Annotated in this window: 16 protein-coding genes, 1 pseudogene and 1 riboswitch; of the genes and pseudogenes, 6 read left to right on the plus strand and 11 right to left on the minus strand. The window is 32.2% G+C overall.

The genetic code is table 11. From position 1 onward, the window contains the following. Positions 1–1064 (plus strand): GerAB/ArcD/ProY family transporter (locus ACJAX4_RS09165; RefSeq protein WP_435789158.1); only part of this gene is annotated, 1064 nt, incomplete at its 5' end. 46 nt (positions 1065–1110) lie between these two features. Here the strand turns inward: ACJAX4_RS09165 and ACJAX4_RS09170 are convergent. Further along, positions 1111–1653, minus strand: a complete 543-nt coding sequence (locus ACJAX4_RS09170; RefSeq protein WP_435789159.1) for an ECF transporter S component — start codon at positions 1651–1653, stop codon at positions 1111–1113. 246 nt (positions 1654–1899) lie between these two features. Here ACJAX4_RS09170 and ACJAX4_RS09175 point away from each other — a divergent pair, with 246 nt between their 5' ends. Beyond that, positions 1900–2055: a DUF5670 family protein gene (locus ACJAX4_RS09175; RefSeq protein ID WP_435789160.1), complete on the plus strand. Its 156-nt coding sequence runs from the start codon at positions 1900–1902 to the stop codon at positions 2053–2055. 70 nt (positions 2056–2125) lie between these two features. Here the strand turns inward: ACJAX4_RS09175 and ACJAX4_RS09180 are convergent, their stop codons facing one another. The 3 genes from ACJAX4_RS09180 to ACJAX4_RS09190 form a co-directional block, all read right to left on the minus strand. Next, complete coding sequence (locus tag ACJAX4_RS09180) at positions 2126–3721, minus strand: peptide chain release factor 3 (protein ID WP_435789161.1); 1596 nt, start codon at positions 3719–3721, stop codon at positions 2126–2128. 754 nt (positions 3722–4475) lie between these two features. Further along, complete coding sequence (gene trpS / locus ACJAX4_RS09185; RefSeq protein ID WP_435789162.1) at positions 4476–5474, minus strand: tryptophan--tRNA ligase; 999 nt, start codon at positions 5472–5474, stop codon at positions 4476–4478. A gap of 373 nt (positions 5475–5847) precedes the next feature. Continuing rightward, entirely contained in the window at positions 5848–6222 is a 375-nt protein-coding gene (locus tag ACJAX4_RS09190; protein ID WP_435789163.1) for a desulfoferrodoxin, read from the minus strand. Between the two features lie 278 nt (positions 6223–6500). On the opposite strand from ACJAX4_RS09190, the gene ACJAX4_RS09195 reads away from it, so the two are divergent. Beyond that, a complete protein-coding gene (locus ACJAX4_RS09195) occupies positions 6501–6707 on the plus strand; it encodes a hypothetical protein (protein ID WP_435789164.1) in 207 nt (68 codons plus the stop codon). Between the two features lie 61 nt (positions 6708–6768). On the opposite strand, the gene ACJAX4_RS09200 is transcribed toward ACJAX4_RS09195, so the two are convergent. Together ACJAX4_RS09200 and ACJAX4_RS09205 are read right to left on the minus strand one after the other, a co-directional pair. After that, entirely contained in the window at positions 6769–15399 is an 8631-nt protein-coding gene (locus ACJAX4_RS09200) for a GH36-type glycosyl hydrolase domain-containing protein (protein WP_435789165.1), read from the minus strand. A 151-nt stretch (positions 15400–15550) separates the two neighbouring features. After that, complete coding sequence (locus tag ACJAX4_RS09205) at positions 15551–16852, minus strand: M18 family aminopeptidase (RefSeq protein WP_435789166.1); 1302 nt, start codon at positions 16850–16852, stop codon at positions 15551–15553. A 186-nt stretch (positions 16853–17038) separates the two neighbouring features. On the opposite strand from ACJAX4_RS09205, the gene ACJAX4_RS09210 reads away from it, so the two are divergent. From ACJAX4_RS09210 to ACJAX4_RS09220, 3 genes and pseudogenes are all read left to right on the plus strand, one after another. Further along, positions 17039–18226, plus strand: a complete 1188-nt coding sequence (locus ACJAX4_RS09210) for a cation diffusion facilitator family transporter (RefSeq protein ID WP_435789167.1) — start codon at positions 17039–17041, stop codon at positions 18224–18226. A 218-nt stretch (positions 18227–18444) separates the two neighbouring features. After that, on the plus strand, positions 18445–18951 hold the full coding sequence (locus ACJAX4_RS09215; protein ID WP_435789168.1) for a YcxB family protein: 507 nt from the start codon (positions 18445–18447) through the stop codon (positions 18949–18951). A gap of 186 nt (positions 18952–19137) precedes the next feature. After that, positions 19138–19563 (plus strand): annotated as a pseudogene (locus ACJAX4_RS09220) (cysteine hydrolase family protein); the annotation flags it as partial. 167 nt (positions 19564–19730) lie between these two features. Here ACJAX4_RS09220 and lysA read toward each other — a convergent pair. The 5 genes from lysA to ACJAX4_RS09245 form a co-directional block, all read right to left on the minus strand. Next, entirely contained in the window at positions 19731–21029 is a 1299-nt protein-coding gene (gene lysA / locus ACJAX4_RS09225; RefSeq protein ID WP_435789169.1) for a diaminopimelate decarboxylase, read from the minus strand. A 27-nt stretch (positions 21030–21056) separates the two neighbouring features. Continuing rightward, entirely contained in the window at positions 21057–22256 is a 1200-nt protein-coding gene (locus ACJAX4_RS09230) for an aspartate kinase (RefSeq protein ID WP_435789170.1), read from the minus strand. Between the two features lie 187 nt (positions 22257–22443). After that, positions 22444–22611, minus strand: a riboswitch (Lysine riboswitch). 165 nt (positions 22612–22776) lie between these two features. Then, a complete protein-coding gene (truA, locus tag ACJAX4_RS09235; RefSeq protein WP_435789171.1) occupies positions 22777–23514 on the minus strand; it encodes a tRNA pseudouridine(38-40) synthase TruA in 738 nt (245 codons plus the stop codon). Positions 23515–23605: 91 nt separating this feature from the next. Beyond that, positions 23606–24970, minus strand: a complete 1365-nt coding sequence (locus ACJAX4_RS09240; protein ID WP_435789172.1) for a vWA domain-containing protein — start codon at positions 24968–24970, stop codon at positions 23606–23608. An 8-nt stretch (positions 24971–24978) separates the two neighbouring features. After that, the gene (locus ACJAX4_RS09245) at positions 24979–26097 is read right to left on the minus strand and encodes an ATP-binding protein (RefSeq protein ID WP_435789173.1); all 1119 of its coding nucleotides are present in this window, start codon (positions 26095–26097) and stop codon (positions 24979–24981) included. Positions 26098–26193 lie beyond the last annotated feature (96 nt).

A 26193-nucleotide genomic window follows, 5' to 3' on the forward strand; every position in this document is an offset into this window, starting at 1 on the left:
TGTTTTTTATTTGGGGAACTTCCATTGTAGCAATGAAAACTTACCCTAATGTGTTCATTGCAAATGCAGGTAGAGATTCCTGGATTTCCGTTACTATAGCATCAATTATTATATTTTTTTATTTCACTTATATACTTTCCATTTGTAACAAAAGAAATTGCTATGATATGAAAAAAATATATCATAAAGCCTTAGGTAAAACAATGGGAAATATTTTTTTGATATTGTTTATCATAACTTTAATTATCACCTTAATAGAGAGTTCTTCAGTAGAATCAAATGCGTTGAACGTAAATTTAATGACAGATACTCCTACTTGGGTTTTTCTACTATTTATATTATTACCCAGTATTTATATCACAAAGAAAGGCACTAGGGCAATAAGCATAGTTACCATTACGGTTATGTTTCTTACTATGTTGGCAGGCATGACTTTAGCAGTTCTTACAGCTAAATATAAAGATTATCATTATCTACTTCCCATAATGGCAGATGGCGTAACCACATCTTTTATTCTGTCTATAATAAAAGCGCTAGGATGTTATGGTAGTATAGCTATTTGTATTCCATTTTTATCTAAAGTAACTAATAAATCCAAAATCACAAAGTATAGCATTATTGCTATATTAATAGTAATACAAATGGAAATTGTTGCAAACATAGGTGTTTTATCTACCTTCGGAGAAGTTAGAACTCTTAGGATTAATTATCCAAAGCTTATACAAACTCAGCTAGCTAGTTATTTTGATTTTTTAGAGGGTGGAGAGTTTTACGTGATGCTGCAAATGGTAGGTGGGTGGTTTGTAAAATATTTTTTAACACTAAATGCTACCCTAATTGTATTAAAATACTTATCACTGCTTAATAAATACTCCGTATACATTGTTACATTAATTGTATTTATGTTTTCCTATTTCATTTCCGCTAATATAATACTAGTTTATAAGTTCTTAAATTTATATGTCTACTTATCTGTAATAAGTTTCATATTAATACCAACAATAATTTTCAGTGTGTTTTACTATAAAACAAAAAATAAAAAAACTCATATTCAAAAAATATAATTAATTCAAAAATGCTTAAAATATATTTATATTCTAAGCATTTTTTCTATCTTATAAATTCATGTTTTTTATTATTTTTAGTCAAAGCTAGTGATAATGGCAGAGCAAGAGCAATACCTACTATAACTTGACCTATATTTGCAGGTATATCTGCAAAGGCAACTAGTGGACTATTAGTAGTTAGTTTATATACTAAAAAACCTGAAACTAAATATCCAAGAACCATCCATATGCCTGCTATTATAAATGCAAATAAATTATTCCAAATATTATCCCCACTGTAACCCTTTCTGTATGCTATAACAGCTGTAAGGTATGCCATTCCACCTTTTATAATCAATGTAAAAGGTGCCCAGAAAAAATAAGGAGTTGTTAAATCAAATATAGTCATGCCTAGGGCCGCAGCTATAAAGCCCTTTTTCTTTCCTAGTAATATTGCCGCTAAATATACCATACTGTCTCCTATATGAAATACGGCACTATTTCCCACTGGTATTTTAATTAAATATGTTGCGCTGTATATAATTGCACCCATAATTCCAATTTGTACTATGTCAATTGTTTTAGCTTTTGATAATCTACCTTCCATGTTTGCCCCCCTAAAATTTAGTATGTTTTAAAACTTTGTTTAATATCATTATATACAATTTATTTTTTTTATCAAATGTATGCATACACTTTTTTAAAATATAATCCCATTTATATCTTGCATATACATTGCTAAAGTAATACATACTATATCTAGTATTTATTATCAAAAAAATTACAAGTCAAAGCTTTAACAGACATTTTTTAGTCTCTATTAAATTGTTTTTAAATACATGGAGGTGATTCTGTGACTTTTTTACGTTGGTTAGGTGGCTTTGTAGTTTTATTTTGGTTAATTGGAATACTCCTCAGCATAGGTGGAAATTTAATTAATGTTCTACTAGTAGTTGCTGCTATTGTATTTGTAATTGATGCTTTCTCTAGTCGAAGAAAAATCATGTAAAAATTTCAAATAAAAAAAATCTCTTGAAATATTTTCAAGAGATTTTTCTTTTACTTTTTATAACATTTTTCTAATCGTCACTCTTACCCATGTCTGATAAAACAAGGCCCTTATTATGATCTAGCGCCCATCTAATAGCCCATTCGTTTTGGAATACTAATAGGTCTCTATCCTTAAAGTCTTTAACTATTCTAGTATCACTAGTCAAATTAAGTTTTTCCTTGTCTATATTACTATTTTCAATCCATCTTATCTGTGTAAATGCTAACCTATCCATCTTAATATCCACATTATATTCGTCTTTAAGTCTGAATTCTAGCACTTCAAACTGAAGAACCCCTACAACTCCAACTATAATTTGTTCGACTCCAATATGAAGTTCCTTAAATACTTGGATTGCACCTTCTTGAGCTATTTGTGTTACACCCTTTATAAATTGCTTTCTCTTCATGGTATCAACAGCTCTCACCCTTGCAAAATGTTCTGGTGCAAAAATTGGTATTCCATCGAACTTAAATTTATTTGAAGAAGGACATATTGTATCACCTATGCTAAATATACCTGGATCAAAAACTCCAATAATATCTCCTGCATAAGCTGAATCCACTATCTCTCTATCTTGAGCTAAAAATTGTTGAGGTTGAGCAAGTTTTATTTTATTACCGCCTTGCATATGATAAACATCCATACCCTTAACAAATTCTCCAGAGCAAATCCTCATAAAAGCCATTCTATCCCTATGAGATTTATTCATGTTTGCCTGTATTTTAAATACAAAAGCAGAAAAATCCTTACCAAAAACATCAATTTTTCCTATGGTAGAATTTCTTGATAATGGTACTGATGTTATTTTTAGAAAATTATTTAAAAAAGGTTCAACCCCAAAATTAGTTAAAGCACTCCCAAAAAATACTGGGGTAAGTTCCCCTGCAGCAACTTTTACCAAATCAAAGTCATCTCCTGCTACATCTAAAAGCTCGATATCTTCCATAAGCTTATCATAATAATCCTCACCGATAAATTCAATTGCCCTTTCATCATCAATACTAATTTTTGTTTCTTTAGCTTCTATTTGACCATGTTTTCCATCATCGAAAACAATAATTTCCTTTGTTATTCTATCATAAACACCTTTAAAATCTTTCCCACAACCTATAGGCCAATTTATTGGGTAAGATTTAATTCCAAGCTCGTTTTCTATCTCTTCCATAAGTGAAAAGATATCTTTAGCCTCTCTATCCATCTTATTAACAAAGGTGAAAATAGGTATTTCTCTCATACTACATACATTGAACAATTTTCTTGTTTGTTCCTCTATTCCTTTTGCCGCATCAATAACCATTACTGCACTATCTGCAGCCATAAGTGTTCTGTAAGTATCTTCACTAAAGTCTTGATGTCCTGGTGTATCAAGTATATTTATACAAAAATCATTATAATTAAATTGCATAACTGAAGACGTAACCGAAATACCTCTTTGTTTTTCTATTTCCATCCAGTCAGAAACTGCATGTTTAGAAGCTTTTCTAGCTTTAACTGAACCTGCAAGCCTTATAGCGCCTCCATATAATAATAATTTTTCTGTAAGTGTAGTTTTACCAGCATCTGGATGGGATATTATAGCAAACGTTCTTCTCTTTTGAATCTCTTTTATGTAATCCAGCAAAGTTATCATTCTCCTTTTTGAAATATTTATATTTTCCTAAAATTACTCTCTAAGTTCCTAGCAATTTTAAAATTTTTCACTAAATTCTCTACCTATTGATTTTAGCTTTTATGAGCATATATGTCAACTAGACTTGTACAATATAAAGAAAAAGCCACAAAATATCTTAACAATGATTAAGATATTTGTAACTTCACTTTATTTTTTTAATTTCTTATCCCAAACCCATTTGCCCTGCCCCTTAGGGGCATAGGCATAATAGTATTAAACTTCTCTAAAGTGGCATTTCAGCTTTCAAGCTTTTTTTGCCTTCCCCCGTAGGGGACTATTGCATACCAGTATTAATTTTCTCCGAAGTGACTTGCAATAAGAAGCGTAGAAACATTGAAATTTCATTTAGAAATTCTTCTTTTGCGAATGTAAAACTCTCGTAAGCCTCACAGGACGGCAAGAAATTCCCTATCCAAATCTCTTCTACCTTGCCCCGTAGGGGACTATTGCACACCAGTATTAATTTTCTCCGAAGTGACTTGCAATAAGAAGCGCAGAAACATTGAAATTTTATTTAGAAATTCTTCTTTTGCGAATGTATAATTCTCGTAAGCCTGCCAGGACGGCAGGCTAGCGAACCTGAGCCAGGAAGGCGAATGTGAGTGTTAGAGAATTATATATGAGCAAAAGATTAGAATTTCTTAATAGAATTTCAGGTTTCAAGCTCCTTTTGCAAGGCACGAAGGAGAAATTTTATACCCCTCTACCTTGGTATGAATCCTATTTTCTTTTGCATTTTCCTTAGCGTCTTATTAGCAACATAATTAGCCTTCTCAGCACCCTTTTTGTAAATCCCCTCTAAGTAATCTTTATTGCCTATATACTCCTTTATCTTAATTTGTACAGGTTCAAGCTCTGACACTATTGCTTCTGCCACATCACTTTTAAACTCCGCATAGCCTAAGCCTTCATACTTTCCTTCTATTTCCTGTACAGACTTGCCAGTTATAGTCATTAGTATTGTCATTAAGTTTTTAACCCCTAATTGCTCATCATTGTACTTAACTTCGCCTAAGCTATCTGTAACTGCTCTATTAACTTTTTTCCTTATAACTTCTGGTGGGTCCATTATTAAAATATATCCATTAACGTTCTCTTCTGATTTAGACATTTTTTTAGATGGGTCTTGCAAGTCCATTATCTTAGCACCTGTTTTAGGTATATAAGGTTCAGGTATTACAAAGGTATCGCTATAAGTTTTATTGAATCTTTCTCCTATATCTCTCGCAATTTCAAGATGTTGAAGTTGATCTTTTCCTACAGGCACTAAATTTGTTTGATATAACAAAATATCTGCCGCCATAAGAACCGGATAAATAAATAAACCCGCTGATATACTTTCTCCACTATTCTTAGATTTATCTTTGTATTGCGTCATTCTACTCAATTCTCCCATGTAAGTGGAACAAGTTAAAAGCCATCCAGCCTCACTGTGTGCGGGAATATGTGATTGAATGAATAAAGTGTTTTTTTCAGGATCAATACCCGAAGCCAGATAAATAGCTAATATTTCTAATGTCCTTTTTCTTAAATCCTTTGGTTCTTGTTTTACTGTAATGGCGTGTAAATCAACCACGCAAAAATAGCATTCATAATCTTCTTGTAATTTAACCCAGTTTTTTATAGCCCCAATGTAATTTCCAAGGGTTAAGTCACCAGAAGGTTTAATTCCACTAAATATAACTTTTTTAGCGCCTTCCAAAATAATCATCTCCTACAAATAATTTTTTAAATTTTAAAAAATAAAAAAGCCCTATGGATAAATCCATAGGGCGCATATACACGGTACCACCTAATACTTAGAAGCTACATTACAGCTTCTGCTAAAACAGATACACTAAGATATCCTACCTTTGTAACGTAAGGCTTACGTCAAGGATTACTGTACTTCATCCCGAGTCTTAGAGACCCATTCAACTTAATCATAATTATCGTAATTCCACTATCTACGACTCTCTGTAAATCTGTTTTCAAATCTACTTACTTCTCATCAACGACTATAACGATATAAATTTTTAAAATGTCTTTAAATTATGATATTCCTATCGTGGTAAATTGTCAATAAAAATTTAAATTTATGCTTTCCAAAGACCATGTAAATTACAGTATTCGCGTACGTATAAAACTTCTTCTACTAATTTAAATTCTGCTACTGGTTTTTCACCTGGTTTTAGATATTTTCTGTACACCTTATTTTCTGTATGTACTTCAATAAATTCAATATGATGATCCTCTGTCATTGGGTGTTCTATTGCTCCAACCAAAACTCTAATTCCGCCTTCTATTTTTTCAATTACAGGAACATGTTTTTCAACTGCTGCATCTTGAGTGTTTTCTGATTTTAGTGTCATTGGTTTGCCACAACAAACTAAAGTTCCTGCAGCATTATGAACCACTTCAACAATATTACCACACACTTCACATTTATAAATTTCTCTTGCCTTAGTCATTTTTATTCCTCCTTTAAATTTAAGTTCTAAAAAATACATTATCACCTTTAATCCATAACAATTATTTATTGATAATAATTATATATATTCTAGATTTCTTAAACCTTTCCTCTTTTTTAATAAAAGTTAACCATTTATCTTTATTTTTAGCTAAACCAATTTATTATATCCAATATTAACATTGATTTTAATGTACCTAATATTACCTCCATTTTTTTGTCTCTTATATGGAACACTATATGTACAAATATATTATATATACAAAAGGAGGTATTAAAATGTCTAAGGAAAAAACAAAAGTGTATGCACCATATCAAAGAGATTTTTATGAATTAGAACCATCAGATATAAGGTCTTATTCAGAAACGGATTCTACAATGCTTCCAGATCCAGTAACTGACCCTATCGTTTCTATGAATATATCTAATGCGGAATTTGACTATACTTATTACGGCGGAAACGAAATTCCAGATATAGAAGATTAGCTTTTTCTAAAATTAAAATGATGAAAGGATGACTTCTACTTGGAAGTCATCCTTCCTCTTTTTAAATTATCACCTCTACTTTATGCACTCCATCAATAAATGGTATCAATCCATTCTCGCATAATTTACCATTAAGCCAAATACCTTTTTCGCCCTGGCGTTTAACCTCTATCCGATATTCAAATTTATCTTTTTTATAAATAATCTCATAATGATCCCATTCATCTGGAACACAAGGTTCTATGGTAAATCCTTTTCCCTCCTTTAATTTAAACCCTAAGATAGCTTCTATCCCTGTTGTATACATCCATCCTGATGTGCCAGTATACCAACTCCATCCACCTCGTCCTACATGAGGTTCTTTCCCGTAAACATCAGCCGACATTACATAAGGCTCAGTTTTATATTTCTCACACTCAAAGATTGTTTTTGTATGATTAATCGGGTTTATCATATTATAAAGCTTTGCCGCCTTATCAGTTTTTGAAAGTTTAGCTAAAGCAAGGATTACCCACGTTGCTGCATGCGTATATTGGCCGCCATTTTCCCTAACTCCAGGTACATAGCCCTTGATATATCCTGGCTCCAAATTAGATTTGTTAAAAGGTGGAGTAAGAAGAAGAATCATACCTTTATCCTCTTTTATTAAATAATGTTCTAATGACTTCATAGCCTTCGCTGCTCTTTCACTATTTGCAGCTCCCGATATAACCGACCATGATTGAGATAGAGAATCTATCTGACATTCTTCGTTTTCAGATGAACCGAGTGGCGTTCCATCGTCAAAATATGCTCTCCTGTACCAATCACCATCCCACGCATTATCTTCAAGGTTTACCCTTATATACTCTTGCATGTCCTTATATCTCTTCGAAATTTCATCATCGTTTTTATATTTGGAGGCTCCAGCAAAGCTCCCTAGGATATCATATAAGAACCATCCTAGCCACACACTTTCACCTTTTCCCTTGTTTCCTACGGTGCTCATTCCGTCATTCCAATCTCCACTTCCCATTAGAGGTATGTTATGGACACCAAATTTAAGACTTTTATCTATAGCTTTTATGCAATGTTCGTATATGCTTCCTGTAAAATCTGCTTTTCCTGAGATATTATATCTTTCGTCTTCTCCTTCGGCTAGTGGCGTATCCATTAAATATCCAGCCTGCTCATCAAGAATAGCAAAATCTCCAGTGTTTTTTATATACTCCATAGTTACAAAAGGTAGCCATAATAAGTCATCGGAAAATCTAGTTCTTATTCCGCTATCTACAACTGGATGCCACCAATGTTGCACATCTCCTTCAACAAACTGTCTTGAAGCACTGTATATAATTTGTCTTTTGGTCATACTAGGTTCTATTAAACTTACAGGAATAACATCTTGAAGCTGATCTCTAAATCCATAAGCTCCACCAGACTGGTAAAAGGCCGTCCTTGCCCATAATCTGCATACTATAGTTTGATACATAAGCCATCCATTAAGCATTAAATCCATACTTTTATCTGGAGTCTTAACCTGGATAGTATGAAGTAACTTATTCCAATATTCCTTAACTGCTTCTAATTCAGAATCCACTTTTTTTAGATCTTCAAATTCCACAATAGTATTGGAAATATTTTCTAAGTTCTCATCCTCACCTAGCATAGCTACGAGTTCTATCTCCATATTCGGCTCTAAATGAATTTTTGAAGTAACTGCTAGGCATGGATCTAATCCAACTCCAACATTGTTTGAAAGTCTAACTCTTTTTAGCGCAGATGGGTTCTCTACACTTCCTCCTCTACCTAAAAATTCACCCTTATCACCAGTAAAGCTTTGATCTACACCACCAAATAATTTTAAGAAAGCATTTAATTTACCAAAGTGCTGACTATAAGTATTTGTGGCATATATATATTTATTCTCTTCATCCAAGAAGGTAACAATATGCTCAGCAGTATGTTGAGGTACAACCCCCATAACAAGCTCTGCATAGTAGGTTATAGATAGTTCTCTAGCTATATCGCTATTATTTACAAGTTTTATCTTGCATAACTTAAGATTATGATTCATAGGCACAAACATAGTTACTTCTCCCATGATTCCAAAAGCCTCATGTTTAAAATTCGAATGCCCAAAGCCATGCTCTATTAAGTATTCTCCACCATCCCTTATAGGTTTAGGTGTTATACTCCACACATTGCCAAAAGTTTCGTCTCTAAGGTATATAGCTTCTGAACATTCATCACTTACCGAGTCATTGGACCAAGTAGTAATTTTATTTTCGCGGCTATTCTTATGCCAAGTGTATGCTGATCCACCTTCTGATACATGAAATCCAAAATCACCATTTGAAATTACATTTATCCAAGGCGCTGGTGTATTATTAAAATCTTTAAGTAGAATAGTATAGTTTTCATTTTCTACATTAAATCCTCCCAAGTCATTAAAAAACGCTAACTGCTCTATATTAAACTTGTGTGGATCAAATGTAAGCTTATTTTCTATTTTCTCTAATAATGGTTGCTTTTCGATTCGTTTACTATTATTGTGAATTTGAGATACTAACATTCCCTTGCATGAATCTATAACTATTCGTGATATAGCTATTAAAAGCTCTATATCCTCATCCAAGATGGTAGCCTTATTAAGTATAAAGAGCCCACCTGGTTTATTTTCTTTACCTCTTAAGTGACTACTTCCCACCAAGTCTTTAATATCAGTTTGTAGAGGTTGATCATATGTGACTTTTTGAAGATTTATTATAACCAAATCAACTTTCAACCCTTTAAGACTAAGGTACTCATGGGCATTCAAAAGTTGGCGAACTAAGTCTTTATCTTTACTTTCTCTTGCTATCAGGAGAATTATAGGCAAATCTCCTGAAATACCATATGCCCAAAGAGAAAACTGACCTTTTTTTACATTCTTTATATATTCACTTCTTTCTTTATAAGTAGAGTTTAAAAACAGTATTTTAGAAGCCATCACTTGATATAAATTTGCTTGGGTAGATTTAAGACCATAATATTTCATATCCACTTGAGTTTGACTCCAAACTAGCTCAAATACTCTATTTACATTGTGAAGTTCGCTATATTTTTTAGCCAAACTTATTACTTCATCTTTACTACTCGCTATTGCTGTAGTGAAAGCTATAACACAAGTTTCACCAGCCTTTATCTTAACCCTTCTTCTTATAGACACTATAGGGTCAAGCACCGCCCCTACAGTATTAGATAAAATTGAGTTTTCCATCATGCTTACAGGATGCGTTGTATTTTCACCACGACCTATAAAATTTACTCGGCTAGTCTCATATTGAACAGTTCCTACTGTAGTTCCGTCTGTTGCAACAGTTTGCATAAGCCAAGGTTGTTTTTTACCCTTAGCCCTAGGTCTTCTAGTTGCTAATATGCAACTAGGATTATCTATATACTCTGTCTTTACAAACAAATTACCAAAAGCAGGATGTACTATATCTGCATCATAATGAGCTAACGTTACTTCAAAATAACTGGTTATTTCTATATTTTTACTCCCTGTTCCATGATTTGTAATTGTTAATCTTCTCACTTCTGAATCATCTTCCGTAGATACAGTAATTTCCGTTCTAGTTGTAATACTACTGTCACTCCTTGTGAACTCAGCTTTATCCAAGGCAAAAGTTACTTCATAACTATCACCTTCCTTTTTACATGGTTCGTAGGTTGCACTAAAGTACTCATTTTCATACACATCTTTTATGTATATAAACATTCCCGTATTATCTTTAGTCACCTCTTCCTTCCACCTATAAATCATTGTTCTATTTCTTAAAGCATATCCTGCACCACTATTAGAAATCATTAATGAATAATTTCCATTAGAAATCAAATGTGTTTCTGGTGACTCTGTTTTAGCTGTAGTATATTTCCTAACTATAATCTTTTGTTTTCCAATAATTGTATCTGATAGATTGAATTTATGTTCTCTATCATACACAACTCTCTTAGAAACTCTTTCTTGAAGTAGTAATTCTGTAGCTTTCACCTTTGGAATCCTATGGAACCTCTTTTGGAAAACATTATTTGACAACACATTATCTAAAGCCATTAAACTCATGCCTTCATGATGAATCATAAAGCACTTAATAATTGCCTTAGATTCTTCCTTAGGTACTCTATTTTCAGTATAATCGATAGCCTCATAAAACCCATAAATCCCCTCTAACCCTTCATCAATTAGCTTTTTAAGATTATTATAAGCTCCTACAAAATCAGTTTGAAGTGCCATAATACTGGAATATGGAGAAACAACCAGTTCATCCGACAATCCTTGTTTAAGTCCTACTCCAGCTATCCCAAAAGCCTTATATTGATAATTTGAATTTACATCAAAATTATAATATGCAGATTCAGATATTCCAAAAGGCACACCTCTCTCATCACAATATTTCCTTTGTGCCTCAATTACAGCTTTATAGGTTTCATCTAGCATTGTTCCCGGATAATTTTTCATTATGAGAAGGGGCATCAAATATTCGAACATGGTTCCACTCCAAGAAACTAATCCCTTACCTTTCCCCATAAGAGTCATGGATCTTCCAAGCACAAACCAATGTTTTTTAGGAACGTCACCTTTTGCTATAGCAATAAAGCTAGCCTGCCTCGACTCAGATGCTAATAAATCATAATAGCTCCTACCTAAACTATCATTCTCCACGTCATATCCAATGCTAAATAGTTCTCTGTTCTTATCATACAACATTTTAAAATCTGTAGCCTCTGCCATAGAATTTATTCTTTCCTTTAATTTCTCTATGTCTTCAATAATTAATTGGGATTTTTCTTTTGTATTTTGTAGCATAATTTTTAATTCTGATATTGATTTATCCTTCTTCGACTTACTATTTATTATATTTAGCACTTTTGTTATTTTATCTGGAATATTTATTAAAGCTGTTTTTTCAATTATAGAAAGTAAAGAGTTACTAAGGTCTAAATTAATGTTTTTGGAGTCGGTAAAATGTGACCAAGGAAAAAATTCATTTATTTCCTCTAAAAACCTATTTAGATCACCTTTTAACTTTTTATCCCAATATAAATCTTTTTCTAATTGAATTTTTTCTTCTCCTATAATTTTACTTTCTAAGTCTATAAGTAATCTTTCCCATGATTTAAAATCTATTGTATTATTGTCTATATCACCTATTGTTGCTTTATATAATTCACTTAATTCAACATTTGCTTCTATTTCTACACTAGCAAGCCTCATTGTATCTTGCAAACCCTTAACTTGCTGAGGATTAAATATTGGGTTTCCCAAATACTCCTCTAGCGTCTCTGATACTACCCATAGATAACCAACTAAATTCCCACTATCCACAGTGGATACGTATCTAGGGTATAATGGTTCCTTGTTAGTAGTATCGTACCAATTATAAAAATGACCTTTGTAGGTAGCCATATCCTCCATTGAAGTAATGATTTTCCCTATTCTACTTACAACATCTATGGTTCCTATATATCCTAAATCATAAGCAACTAAATTTGCAGTTAAACCCATACCCATGTCCGTTGGCGAAGTTCTATGTGCCACACCATTTGGTGGATTCTCTTGGTAATTATCCGGTCCAAGGAAGTTATTTTCCTCATTAATAAAATCTTGAAAATACGCCCAAGTTTTTCTACTTAATTTCCGGAGAAATATCTTCTCTTCTTCCGCTATTTCAAAGTCTAAAATCTCTCTGTCTTTACTTATAACATAAGCAATTACAGGACTTAGGAACCAAAGTGTACAGGAAGGTATACTAATGAACCCAATACTCGCATCTAATTTGAATGCTAGAAATAAAATCAAAAGTGAAATTGCACTACCTACCCACATGGATGCTATAAAGTTTTTGAGTTTTTTCCCGAGTTTCACTTCAACATCTGCTGCAGTCTGCCATTCCAATAGATTTTTTTTACTTATAGTTAACCTGTATAAGGTCCTAATTATGGCATCTACCATAAGATATGCTTGATAAGGTATAAAGCAAAAAATTAGAAATACCTGCTCTATAGCCATCTTACTATTTTGTATTTTCCCCACTAAGCTTATACCTTTAGCAGGAGAAACTACAGCCTCACTCACATCAAAAAGTATAGGTGCTAAAAGCGCAACAAATGCTGTAATAAACCATTTATCTGTGCCGTCAGGTAATATTCCACTTAAAGTAAGTATAAGTAAAATTGTTATAGAGGGTGCTAATAGACTCCTACGTAAATTATCTATTATTTTCCATTTTGATATTTTACTTAGAGGTGAAGATTTTTTAAGCCAAGGAAGTAATTGCCAATCTCCCCTAGTCCATCTGTGTAATCTCATAGAACTTGAATTGTAATAGGATGGATATCCATCTATGAACTCCACATCTGTAACTAAAGCAGTCCTAACATATGAGCCCTCTAATAGATCGTGACTTAATATAGTGTTTTCAGGTATCTCATCCTTTAACATATAATTGAAAACATCTACATCATAAATTCCCTTTCCAGTAAAAATACCCTCGCCAAATAAATCCTGATATACGTCAGAAATGGCAGAGGTATACATATCTATACCTGTTTCACCAGAAAATATCTTTGAAAATAGAGTTTTGTTTGCAGAAACAATAGATACCCCTACCCGTGGCTGCATAACTCCATATCCTCTGTCCACAGTCTTTTTACTATGATTTATTACAGCATTATTTAGTGGATGTGCCATGGCCCCTATTAGTTTCTTAGCAGCGTCCCTTGGAAGCTTTGTGTCCGCATCTAAAGTAATAACGTATTTAACCGATTGAAGATGCTCTGCATTACTGCTTACTACATTATAACTAGTATTTTCTGCGCCTCTCAAAAACTCATTAAACTCCATAAGCTTTCCACGTTTTCTTTCCCATCCAATCCACTTGTTTTCTTTTTCATTAAACTGTCTATATCTATTTAAAAAGAAAAATATCTTTTGTTCGTTTTTACAATATTTTTTATTTAATGCTTCTATTGCCAGTAATCCCTCTTTTACTACTTCACTATCTCCAGATCCCTCTAAAGCATCACTATCCACAAAATCTCCTAGCAATGCGAAATAAAGGTTTCTTTGTGCATTGGCTAAATAGCATATTTCTAAATCATGTACCAAATCTCTTACCCTAGATGGATTGTTTAATATGGTTGGAATTACAACCACTGTACTATATTTTTCTGGTATTGCTTCTCTAAAAGCCATTTTGGGTATAAATGAAGGAGAACCCAAAACATTTACACTCCAGTTAAAAATTGATATTGTAATTTCGCTACACGGCACTAATATAACAATTGTAGCTAAAACATATCTCCATAGTGATATGGACCTATCATTTAATAGACTAAACACAATAAATAGACATACTATTATCATTGTAAATACAACAATAGTACCAATATAAAAATTTTCTTTATTCTTCCTAATTCTATCTTTAATCCCTTGTATGAGATTGTTCTTATACCCTATTTTCTCCTTTAATTCACTTAGTCCATCATCAATTAAATAATACCCTACATGCCTTTTATAGGAATTATTTTCTGTAATTTCACACTCATTACAACATTCGATGGCCTTTTTTGCTATATAAGACTCTGGAAGCTTTGTATGTTTAGATATTTTTTCTATTATATGCCTATATTTATCTCTAGATTGAAAATCCATTTCTGCGTAAGTACAGCTAGTATCCTCCCTTAAAACACTTTCAAGAGTACTTAACTTTTCAAAATAATTTTTCCAGTTTAGACCCTCAATAACTCTTATACTATTGATAGAATTCCCCATAGATATTTGAAAATTAGCTTCAATTTGATGTTCTAAGAATATTGTTCTCTCTAAACTTGTTTCTTGCGCTCCAAGTTTCTCATCTACATAATGATAAACTTCTTCAGAATCGATACCACTATCCCGAAGCAACTTCAATAATCTTTCCGTGAAATGAGGATTAAATGTAAGATTATGACTATCCAATAATGATATCTCTGTGACAATTTTGCCCTCGTTAAAAGCATTAATTAACTTCTCTGCAACTAGTTCTGCTTGCTTTTTATCCTGCTCTGCCTTAACAATTTTCTCAGTTATTTTACTTATATTTTGTATTAAGGCTATTCGTAGCATTATAGGAATAGCCCAAAGCTCACCACTAGTAAGTGCGGTACTGTTTTGATAGGCATGAATAAAATTTTCTATAACACTCTCATCTACTCTACCATCTGTGTGGGATACTATTTCTACGGCAATATGATAAACTCTCGGATATCCCCTCATAACACCTTTGTATATCACTGGCAAGTCATTATAATATGTTTGTGGCATATTATATTTTATGTTTTTATACTCCTTCTCTATCAAATAAAGGTTATCTAAAAGCCATTCTGCAGCAGGCAATACCTCTTTTTTATTTTTTTCTTCTTTATATATTTTACCGTACCCACTTAAGATTTTTTCGTAACTCCTATCTAGATTACTAATAAGTTTTTTCTTACAATTAGTACTTTTGATATCAGAATAATAACGTGCTATTTCAAATGCATGTTTTTCTAAATCTTCCCTATTCACATTTATGCTTGGGATATCTTTTAGTAGATTTTCCTCTCTATAATAATTTATATTTTTTCTTACAGATATGTATACTAAAATACATAATGCAACTATTGCTCCAAATGTAATATACAGCACTCTAACCACCCTTTCAACGCTTTCGTAAATATTATTTGTGAATTTTAGGATTGACTTTATTTATTATCACCAATTAACCCATTAATTATCAATGAAAATAAAAAAAAGAACTCACAATTTAAAAATCGTGAGTTCTTTTATACTTCTTGTGTTAGATTTCATAAAATCCCTTAAAAGATTTTGTTACATAAGTATGGTCTATTACCCCCCCAAGTTCTCTTATAGAATGCATGGCTAGAGTTGGGCTACCAATATCCACTGAGCGTATATTTAAATGAGTCGAAGAGATCGGTCCTATAGTTGAACCTCCACGGGTATCAGATCGATTAACAAATTTTTGTACTGGAACACCAGCTTTTTCACAAACTAATTCATAAACCGCATCAGAATTACTATCGGTAGTGTAACTTTGACTCGCGCTAACTTTTATAACTGGACCTTTATTCAGATAAGGTTTATTTGTTGGATCATTCTTTTCTGGACTATTAGGATGAACTGCATGTGCATTATCAGCAGATATTATAAAGGATTTAGAAATAGCTCTTAAAAAATCTTCGCGGTTTTTATCTAATGATATTGTGATGCGCTCTAAGATATCAACAAGCATATTTGAATCAGCACCTTGCTTAGTTGCGCTTCCTACCTCTTCGTTATCAAAACAAACCATTACATTTGTTGCCTCTACAGCGTCTACTTTACATAGTGCTCTTATCCCAGCATGAACCATAGCTAAATCATCTAGTCTTGAGCTTGAAATAAATTCATTATTTAGCCCTATAATTGATCCCTTTTCGTATTCATATAGGAATAAATCGAAATCTATAATTTTCTCCTGTTCTACAGATAGTTCATTTGCAATTGCGCTCATAAGGTAATTGTTTTTTTCTAATTCTTCGCTTACCATTGAAAGTAGTGGCAAGGTATCCTTTTGTTTATTTAATTCAATCCCAGTATTTATATCTCTGTTCATATGAATAGCTAAATTAGGAATTATCATTATAGGCTTATTAATATTCACAAGTCTTGTTTCTGGATATAGAATATTATCACTTCTAAGAGTTACTCTCCCAGCTACTGCTAGTGGCCTATCCATCCAAGTATTTAATATAAGTCCGCCATAAGCTTCTGTGTTTAATCTTACGTATGTATTATCAACCACCATTTCTGGTAATGGTTTTATTCTAAAGCTAGGCGAATCTGTATGAGCTGCAATAATCTTAAATCCAGTTTTTTCAACATCTCCCTTTCCAACCACAAAAGCAGTTAATGCTGAATCGTTTTTAGTTATGAAATACTTTCCTCCTTTTTCAAGGCTCCACTTTTCTTCTTCTCTAATTTCAATAAAACCTTCTTTGAATAAATCTTCCTTAGCCTTTGCTACAGCATGAAAAGCTGTTGGACTATCATAAATATAATCAATAAGATCTTGGGCAAATTCTAATTCTTTACTCATATATATTCCTCCAATGTATTTTAATTTAAATAAATATCATACTTATCTATTTTACTAGTATAACAAATGTTTAGATATAATTTCTATAATTTCTAATTTAATGATATAATTTAATGATATAATTAATTGCTAAATACATGTTTAATTTTTTTTGTTTTAATTATACTATAAGTCAGAGGTGAAAATATGTTATCAAAATTTTTAATTGCAAAATTTATAAGAAATTCTGGAGACACTAATAATAAAAAAGTAAGAGTGGCTTATGGTTACCTTGGCGGTTTAGTTGGGATAATAGTAAACTTACTCCTTTTTGTTACAAAGCTATCCATAGGCATCCTCGTAAATAGTATAGCTGTTACTGCGGATGCCTTTAACAATTTATCAGACGTAGCCTCTTCAGTTATTACAATTTTAGGATTTAAGTTAGCTGAAAAACCTGCGGATAAGGAGCATCCTTTTGGTCATGGGAGGCTTGAATATATTTCTGGACTTATAGTTTCTTTTTTGGTAATACTAGTGGGTTTTGAATTAATTAAGACTTCCTATGGTAGAATAACTCATCCATCAAAAGTAATTTTCAACCTTATACCTTTTATATTAATTTTAGTGTCTATAGGTTTTAAAATTTGGATTAGTATATTTAATAAGACTATAGGAAAGGCTATAAACTCCTCTGCTCTACAGGCTTCTTCCTTCGATGCATTAAGTGACGTAGTTAGTTCGAGCTGCGTTGCGCTATCACTTCTTCTATCTATTTGGATTGACTTTCCAATAGATGGTTACATAGGAATATTGGTATCATTTTTTATAATATATGCTGGTTATTCACTTATAAAAGATACAATGAATCCATTGCTCGGTGAGGCTCCAGATGAAGAGCTTGTTAAGGGGCTTCAATCAAAGTTGCTATCCTACGACTATATTACAGGTGCCCATGACTTAGTTATACATAACTATGGGCCTGGTAGATGCATGGCTTCTATTCACGCAGAAGTCCCTTGTGATATTTCTATAGTTAAAATACATGAGATCATCGACAAAGCTGAAAAAGAAATTTCCACAGAGTTTGAAATATATCTAGTTATTCATATGGATCCGTTAAATATAGATGATAAAGAGGTTAATGCATCACGATTAAGGCTTTTAACGGTATTAGAATCTTTCCCCTCAATAAAGTCGATTCATGATTTTAGAATTGTAGGAGAGGGTGATTATAAAAATTTAATATTTGATGCTGTAATTGATTTTAATAAGGCTTTTACAGAGGATGATGAAGTAAAATTAAAAGACGACATAAATATTGAGATTAAGAAATTACACCCTAATTACAATGCGTTAATGACTTTAGATAGGGATTATCTCGGGGTTCAGTAAAACAACCTAGTTTAACGAAAGTTAATCTAGGTTGTTTTTATATAGGTGCTAATCAATTATGTAATGGTTTGTACACATAAAATGAAAGTAATGGTATAATATCCTTGTACTCCTTGACTAACTAATAATAAAATGACAATGCTGATATCATCTAGAGTTATAATACCAGGCACCAACGTCACAAATCCATCTATATTCAGTTATAGGGGGGAGGTTATATGAAATTAGAATATGAAATAACTAAGCAAGACTACATCGATTTTAATATTCACCATATGAATCATTCAATAACAATGAAACGTTCCTTATTTATTCAAAGATTTTTTATCCCAATTATATTTTTCATTTTGCCTATGTTTCTAGTAAAAATTACCGACATACCTTTATGGTATTGGTTTGGAGTTTTTATAATCTCATCTGTATTATGGATTATTTATTATCCTAGATTTTTAAAGAACTCTGTAGAAAGAAACATTTCAAAGATGCTTGAAGAAGGTAAAACCACTGGTATTCTTGGGAATCACACCTTTTCATATACAGAAGAAGGTGTCGTTGATAAAACTGAATTCAGTGAAACAAGCTATAATTTAATTGAAAAAGTCGTTGAATCTGAAGCGCATATATTTATATACGTTAGTGCTGTAATGGCTTATATTATTCCAATAAGAATCTTCGGCAGTATTGATAAGAAGGAAAACTTTTTAAATATATTGAATAAACGTTAGAACTAAGATTGAAATAGTGAATTATCGGGGTAGACTTACATACTTTTTATCAGTTGTACTCTAGCTTTCGATTAATAAGGGAATTTCAAATAATAGTGATAGGAGGAAGACATTATGTCAAAAGTAGCACTTTTAATAATAGACATGTAAAAAAATTGTAAAGAAGACACGTCTTGTAATGCGTCCTTTGAAAAAGCAGTAGAATATATTAATGAAATCAGTGAATATTTCCGCAAGAAAAAACATCCTGTGATAATCATACAGGACGTTGAAGCAGGGGGAGAAGAGACTGAGGGCTTTAAATGTGTGGAAGAATTAGTAGTATCAGAAAATGATTTTTTTATACATAAAACTTATAGCAATGCCTTTTGGAAAACAGAGCTAGATACTCTTCTAAAGAGTGAAGGTGTAGACTGTATTATTGTAAGTGGATTTGCAGTAGAACATTGTGTCCTATTTACTTACAATGGTGCAATTGAAAGAGATTATAATACTTTTTTACTGCAAAATGGTGTCGCTGGATTTGATGATGATGAAATTAAACGCATTCAATCGTTAAGATCTGTTGTAAGCTATGAAGCCCTTGAATATTTTTTAAAAGAAACGTTGTAATATGTAATTCAGAAATTCTTCGTTTACCAATAGAAAATTCTCGTGAGACTGCCAAGACGGTAGTCTCACGAGAATTTTATATTTTCAAAAGGTTAGAATTTCTTAATGTAATTTCCTGTTTTAAGCTCGTTTGCAAGCCACGCAGGAGGAATATCATACTTCGCTATTTATAAGCACACTTCATTGCTAATCATATCTTTATAAGTTTGTCTTTTACATATAAGTCTATGGTGACCTTTACTTACTAAAACTACAGGAGCCTTAGGTATTTTATTATAGTTATTGCTCATTGAATATCCATAAGCACCCGTTGTAAGAACAGCAATAATGTCCCCAGTAGTAACCTTTGGAAGTTTCACACCCTCTATTAATATATCTCCACTCTCGCAGCACTTACCTGCTATTGTAACTACTTCCATGCAAGGTTCACTTACTTTACTTACGAGTACGCATTGATATTCTGCATTATATAAGGCTGGTCTTATATTATCTGTCATTCCACCATCCACTGCCACATATTTCCTAACTAGAGGTATATCCTTTATAGCACCCACCGTATATAATGTAATCCCAGCATTAGCTACAATGGATCTCCCAGGTTCTATTACAAGAATAGGATGTTTTATTTTATACTCTTTACACTTAATATTAGTTTCCTCTATTATTACTCTGCAGAATTCCTCTATTTCTTTAGGCTCATCACCCTTATTATAATAAACACCAAAACCTCCACCTAAATCTAATTCTTCTATATCGTAACTAAATTTTTCTTTAATGTCTTTAATTATAGACGTCATTATTCTCACAGCGTCTCTATAAGGTTCTAACTCGAAAATTTGAGACCCTATATGACAGTGTAGTCCTGCAAGTTTTATATTTGAAAGATTTAAAACAGTTTTTACAATCCCTTCTAACTCATTATTTAATGTAGTAAATCCAAACTTTGAATCGATTTGTCCGGTCTTTATGTACTCATGAGTGTGAGCTTCTATTCCTGGAGTAATTCTAAGAATAATCCTTTGTATAATGCCTTTTTCCTTTGCTGCTTCATTAACTATTTCAATTTCTTTAGAATTGTCTACCACAAAAGTTCCTACTCCAAGTTTTACTGCCATGTAGATTTCATCAATAGTTTTATTATTACCATGGAAATAGACCTTTTCTAATGGAAAATCAGCCTTATAAGCTGTATATAATTCCCCCCCTGAAACTACATCTAAAAACAAGCCTTCGCTTTTTATAATTTCACACATGGCTATAGTTAAAAATGCTTTTCCTGCATATGCTATTTTATTTTGTCTTTCAGATGCTTTAAAAGAAGTAAAGAATCTTCTACAATTATCCCTAATAAGCTGTTCATCCATTACATAAAGAGGTGTGCCATATTCCTTAGCTAGATCGACTGCACTAACCCCTGCAATATTTAATTTATTATTCAGAGCCTTCATATCGCCAAAAAATTTCAATTAAATTCCTCCTTCTAACTTTCTTATTTATAAGTTAAATTCCTTTGCAATAAACTGTATCGCATTTAATTTGTCTTCTGTTTTAATAGCACAGGTAATTCTTATTTCTGATGTAGTAATCATTTTAATTTCTATGTTGTTTTCGTTAAAAACCCTGAACATTCTAGCCGCTACTCCTGATGTAGTCTTCATTCCAAGTCCCACCATTGAAAATTTAGTTATGTCCTCGTCAACTATAACGCTATTATCTACAATCAAATCATCTATAATTTTTAAACTTTCCTTTAAACTATCTTTAGGAATTGTAAAGGATACATTCATTTTTCCATCCATAGATGAAGTTTGACTTATCATATCAATATTAATTCTTTTATGCCCTATATTTTCAAATATAGTAGCTAATATATTCACATCTTTAGTAATATGTTGCAGCGTGACTGCCACATCCTCATCGCTAGTTGCTATTCCTGTTACTGGTTTTTTTTCCATATTCACGTCTTTTACCTCCCGAATTAAAGTTCCTACAATATTACCATTACTGCGGCCCACATATATAGGTATACCATATTTTTGAGCAAGCTCTATAGACCTCGAGTGCATTATTTGGGCTCCCAAACTTGCTAATTCTAACATTTCTTCGTATTCTATTTCATCTAGTTTCTTAGCTTCAGCATATGCTCTAGGATCCACACTATATATTCCATCAACATCAGTGTATATTTCACAGCTACCACAAAGTTTCACAGCTAATGCTACGGCAGTGGTATCAGATCCACCTCTTCCTAGTGTTGTGACATCACCATCTCCGTTTACTCCTTGAAAGCCAGCAACTATTACAATCTTGCCTTCCTTTAAACTCTTCTTAATCTTCTTATCCTGTATATCTTTAATTAATGCCTTACCATATTGTCCACTAGTCTGAATCCCAATCTGATATGCAGTGTAGCTTATGGCATCATACCCCAAACTCTTAATTGCCATGGCTAAAAGTGCACTTGAAATTATTTCTCCTGTTGACAATAGTGCATCTAATTCCCTCTTATCTGGTTCCTCTGTTATATTTTTTGACATTGATAATAAATCATCTGTAGTGTCGCCCATAGCGGATACAACTATAACTACATCTGTATTTTGCTTTTTTCTAACCACTATACCTTGTGCAATAGCTTTAATTTTTTCTGTAGACCCTAAAGAGGAACCACCATATTTCTGAACAACTACTCCCATAATTTAACCACTCCGATCAATATCTAGTGTGCCTAACCTGTACACTGATTAATTTTGCTTATCAAAAAAACTGCTAATACTTATAGAATTATTCCTACAAATATTTCCACTTAGTTTCCAAAAAAAATAAATACAGCAAAGGAACACCTTTGCTGTATAAAAATACATGTTTTTATACAAACCTCGTGTACCTTGTAGCTCCCCACTAAAAATCAGTGACAAGTATACACATATTATGCGTATACCCAGAAAATACTTTTACATATATTTTCTTCGGCCGTGTCTCCTTTTCTTATTCATCTTAGCCTGTCAGCTCCAAATAAGTACTCTTAGACATAGCACCTCTACCCTAGGTAGTTTATCTTATAAATTAGTTTTTATTCTATCACAGTCTGATTATAAACACAACCACATATTATACCCCTACTTGGTATAACTTGTTAATTTTAAAAAAAACAATTAAAAAAATAATTAAAAATATTTTTTCCATTGTTTTTATTCGAATTTGTGCTTATAGTTTCTAGTATTCAACACTTCTTAAAGCCAGCCCTTTTGTTTTAGCCATTAAAGTATATTTTGACTCAGTCTTTTCAGTTAACAATGTTTCTATATCGTCTACATTAAGTTTTCCTTCACCTACATCTAAAAGGCTTGCTATAATAATTCTTGCCATATTCCACAAAAAATCATTTGCATTAATTTCAATTTCAATCATACCATTTATTTCTACTATATTTATATAATTAATAGTTTCAGTAGTTGATCTAGTATTCTCCGCTACAGTAGCAAACCCCTGAAAATCATGACATCCGACTAAATATTCTGCTGCAGTTTTCATCTCTTCTAAATTAAGTTTCATCTCGCTATGATAAACATATTTTCTGTTGAATACATTTCTTAGTTCATTATTATTTATTTTGTATACATAAGTTTTTGATTTTATGTTATATGCTGCATGAAATTTTTCACTTGCTTCTTCCATAGATTTTGCCACTATATCCCGTGGTAAAAATTCATGTAGATAATCTAGCATAGCTTCCATACTTAAATCACAATCAGTATGAAAATTCGCCATGTAATTTTCAGCATGCACTCCTACATCAGTTCTCTCACAGCCATTAACCTTAACCATTGCACCTGACATTTTAGACAAAACACTTTCTATTTTACCTTCCACAGTTAGCTCGTTATCTGCTTGCTTTTGGTACCCTTTATATCTACTTCCATCATATTCTAATATCATCTTTATATTTTTCATATATATATCCGCCTCTTACGTATTTGATTATTCATAGTATAATCTTACCCATGAACACTTTAATTATATCTTTTCTAGTTAAATATAGCTATTAAATAATTGGTTCATGATTATTGCCAGAAAATCCATCCACCATTACATCCAATCTTTCGTCAGTGTCTTCCTTTATTTCTACAGGTTTTAATTTTTTTAAAGTCCCAATAGGCTCCCTTAATGAAAGCTTATCACCACGGCCTGATATAACCCACAATACTTTATAACCTTTTGGCATTACTCCTAAGGTTTCTTCTCCCTTTCCATCTGTAAAATATATTAGTATATTTGTATCTGTATTGTTTACATACGAAAAAACAGGAGTAAACTTTGTACCACCACCAGTAATACTTCTTTCTCTTATATTGCTCGGAGACTTCACCTTGTATAATTGCCTTATTTCTGTATCACACTCAATAAGGGTTATTTCATGTTTGTAAGTCTTTACAATATTAAAAACTTCCTTTATTGCTCCATAAAATTCCTCATCACTTATGCTACCACTTATATCAATTGCAAGTGTAATCCTAGCTATATGACCCCTAAGCTCTCCCCTTAAATCTAGTCTATTAGGTTGACGTCTACTTCTACGAGAAACAGTCTTTTTTCTGTCACCTTCTAGCGTTCCCAATAATTTTTTTAAATATATATTCCAAGGAATTTGACTTTTATTACCCTTTAACGCTTTGATAATACCCTGTAAATAAAGAGGAACAGAACCCTTTTCTGAAACTTGCACCAATTTTTCAGTAAAGTCTTTAAGAGTAGCATCATCTACCTCTGTAGATTGTTCCCATAAATCATGAGTGCTTGAAACATCATATTCCTTTTCTATGTTCATGACTTTAGATTCATCTTTTTCACTTTCATCTTCTTCCGAAAGTAGGTTTAACGCTGCTTGAATCTCATCCACATAATACTCCATAGCCATATAAGGCTTTAACTTTAAACTATATTTAAAGTTTATACTGTCCAAAGTCGTAGCATAAGGTGGAAGATAATCTAAATATTGATTCACTACTATATCCATTGCCATATTAATAGCCAAGTTGCTATAATTTGCTTTAAGACTACTTGCACGATTTAAGTGAAATGATAGTATATGATATATTTCATGTTTTATAGTGCTTTTCATCTGATCCCCTGTGAGGTTTAAAAACATATAGGGATTAAAGTAAATCACATACCTAGATAGCTTAAAATTAACAGCTGTAGGCGAAGTTATATTATACTTTAACTCCCTAGACATTTGCAGCAAAAAATACCCATAAAAATTCTCCTTGTCCTCAATGAGCATAAAATTCACTTGTTCTAGTAGTTTAAAGAAATCTTCTATAAAATTTTTCGGCATATCTTCTATTGACTTCACGTTAGAAATCTCATCATATAGCGAACTTTTCAGTGTTTCAAATTTTTTTCCCACAATACCACCTAGCCTTTTATTTCATTATATGCACTAAAATACATTTCAACAAAAGCCTCATTTTCTAGACATAATTTATAAATTTCCTTGTAACTTTCTTTAACATCCTGCATAATGCCTATACCTAAGTCCACAGGATAAACCTCTAGGAATTCTACAAACCTTGTTATATCAAAACTTAAAAGCTCCTTATTTTCTAATACATATAAAATATTCTTTGCTATAAGATATAATCTAGTGTGACTTTCTACTTTTATCTTTTCCCTTACATCTTGTGATAATTCTTCAAAACCAAACACCTCTTCATAAGAAATAAGCGGTTTATTATTCTCCTCTGTAAATGTCATAAATTCATGAGCTATTCTACTTCCTAAATTTCCTTTTAATATATTCAAGAATATTCTTTTAGGAATTATATCTTTTTTTTCCTTATATATCTTGTAGCTTTTAGAAACTCGTTCGAAGCTCCTAGGGGTTGCTTTTAACTGCTCATCCTTTTCGTTACTGTGTAAATATTCTGGAAAAGTAGATATAAACTCTACAACCTTTTGCTCTATGCTATTTTGGGTAGCCCAGGTTAGCCAAGATTTCGAATCACTTTCCATATACAGCCAAACAAACCTATTTTCTTGTGCTGCATCCATATCAACTACTTGATAATCAAGGTCTTCTCCATACTTACTAGAAGGATTCATGGCAGCTGCAATTTTCACTTTATCGTCGAGCTTGTAGCCATTTATCTCCCTATTTAATATAAGATTCATAAGTTCCTGTTGCACCGTATGCTCACAGCGGTTTATTTCATCTATAAATAAAAATACTTCTTTGCCATCATGTATTAAACTATCTATTTCCTGTAACTTCGTGTGAATTGCATAAACAGTCCCTTTCTTAGTAGTAACCTGCCCTGTATCCTCTTTTAAAGTATAATCCTCAACTGTCGGAAGTCCACCTATTTCTCCTTCTTTCAAAAGGTTTCCATCTATAATAACAAGGCTCCAACCTTTCTTTTTAGCAAGCTCTTTAGCTAATGCAGTTTTCCCTATACCGCTTTCCCCAACAATTAGAGGTACTTCATCTGTTTCTATAACAAGACCAACGCTTTGCAATGTATCCTTAAAGTTCATTTTTTATCTCCTCTTACATCATTTTCAGTTTTTCATCAACTGCTATTTTTTTACAAGCTTTACTGCCATTTTTATGAATAAAAATAATTTTGTCCA

Origin of the sequence: Clostridium sp., from assembly GCF_051278035.1 — a bacterium.
Lineage (GTDB): Bacteria > Bacillota > Clostridia > Clostridiales > Clostridiaceae > Clostridium_AD.

Coding starts and splice junctions, on each gene's coding strand:
- ACJAX4_RS09170 (WP_435789159.1), bottom strand. CDS start 1,653: ATGGAAGGTAGATTATCAAAAGCTAAAACAATTGACATAGTACAAATT.
- ACJAX4_RS09190 (WP_435789163.1), bottom strand. CDS start 6,222: ATGACTAAGGCAAGAGAAATTTATAAATGTGAAGTGTGTGGTAATATT.
- ACJAX4_RS09195 (WP_435789164.1), top strand. CDS start 6,501: ATGTCTAAGGAAAAAACAAAAGTGTATGCACCATATCAAAGAGATTTT.
- ACJAX4_RS09205 (WP_435789166.1), bottom strand. CDS start 16,852: ATGAGTAAAGAATTAGAATTTGCCCAAGATCTTATTGATTATATTTAT.
- ACJAX4_RS09210 (WP_435789167.1), top strand. CDS start 17,039: ATGTTATCAAAATTTTTAATTGCAAAATTTATAAGAAATTCTGGAGAC.
- ACJAX4_RS09215 (WP_435789168.1), top strand. CDS start 18,445: ATGAAATTAGAATATGAAATAACTAAGCAAGACTACATCGATTTTAAT.
- ACJAX4_RS09230 (WP_435789170.1), bottom strand. CDS start 22,256: ATGGGAGTAGTTGTTCAGAAATATGGTGGTTCCTCTTTAGGGTCTACA.
- truA (WP_435789171.1), bottom strand. CDS start 23,514: ATGAAAAATATAAAGATGATATTAGAATATGATGGAAGTAGATATAAA.
- ACJAX4_RS09245 (WP_435789173.1), bottom strand. CDS start 26,097: ATGAACTTTAAGGATACATTGCAAAGCGTTGGTCTTGTTATAGAAACA.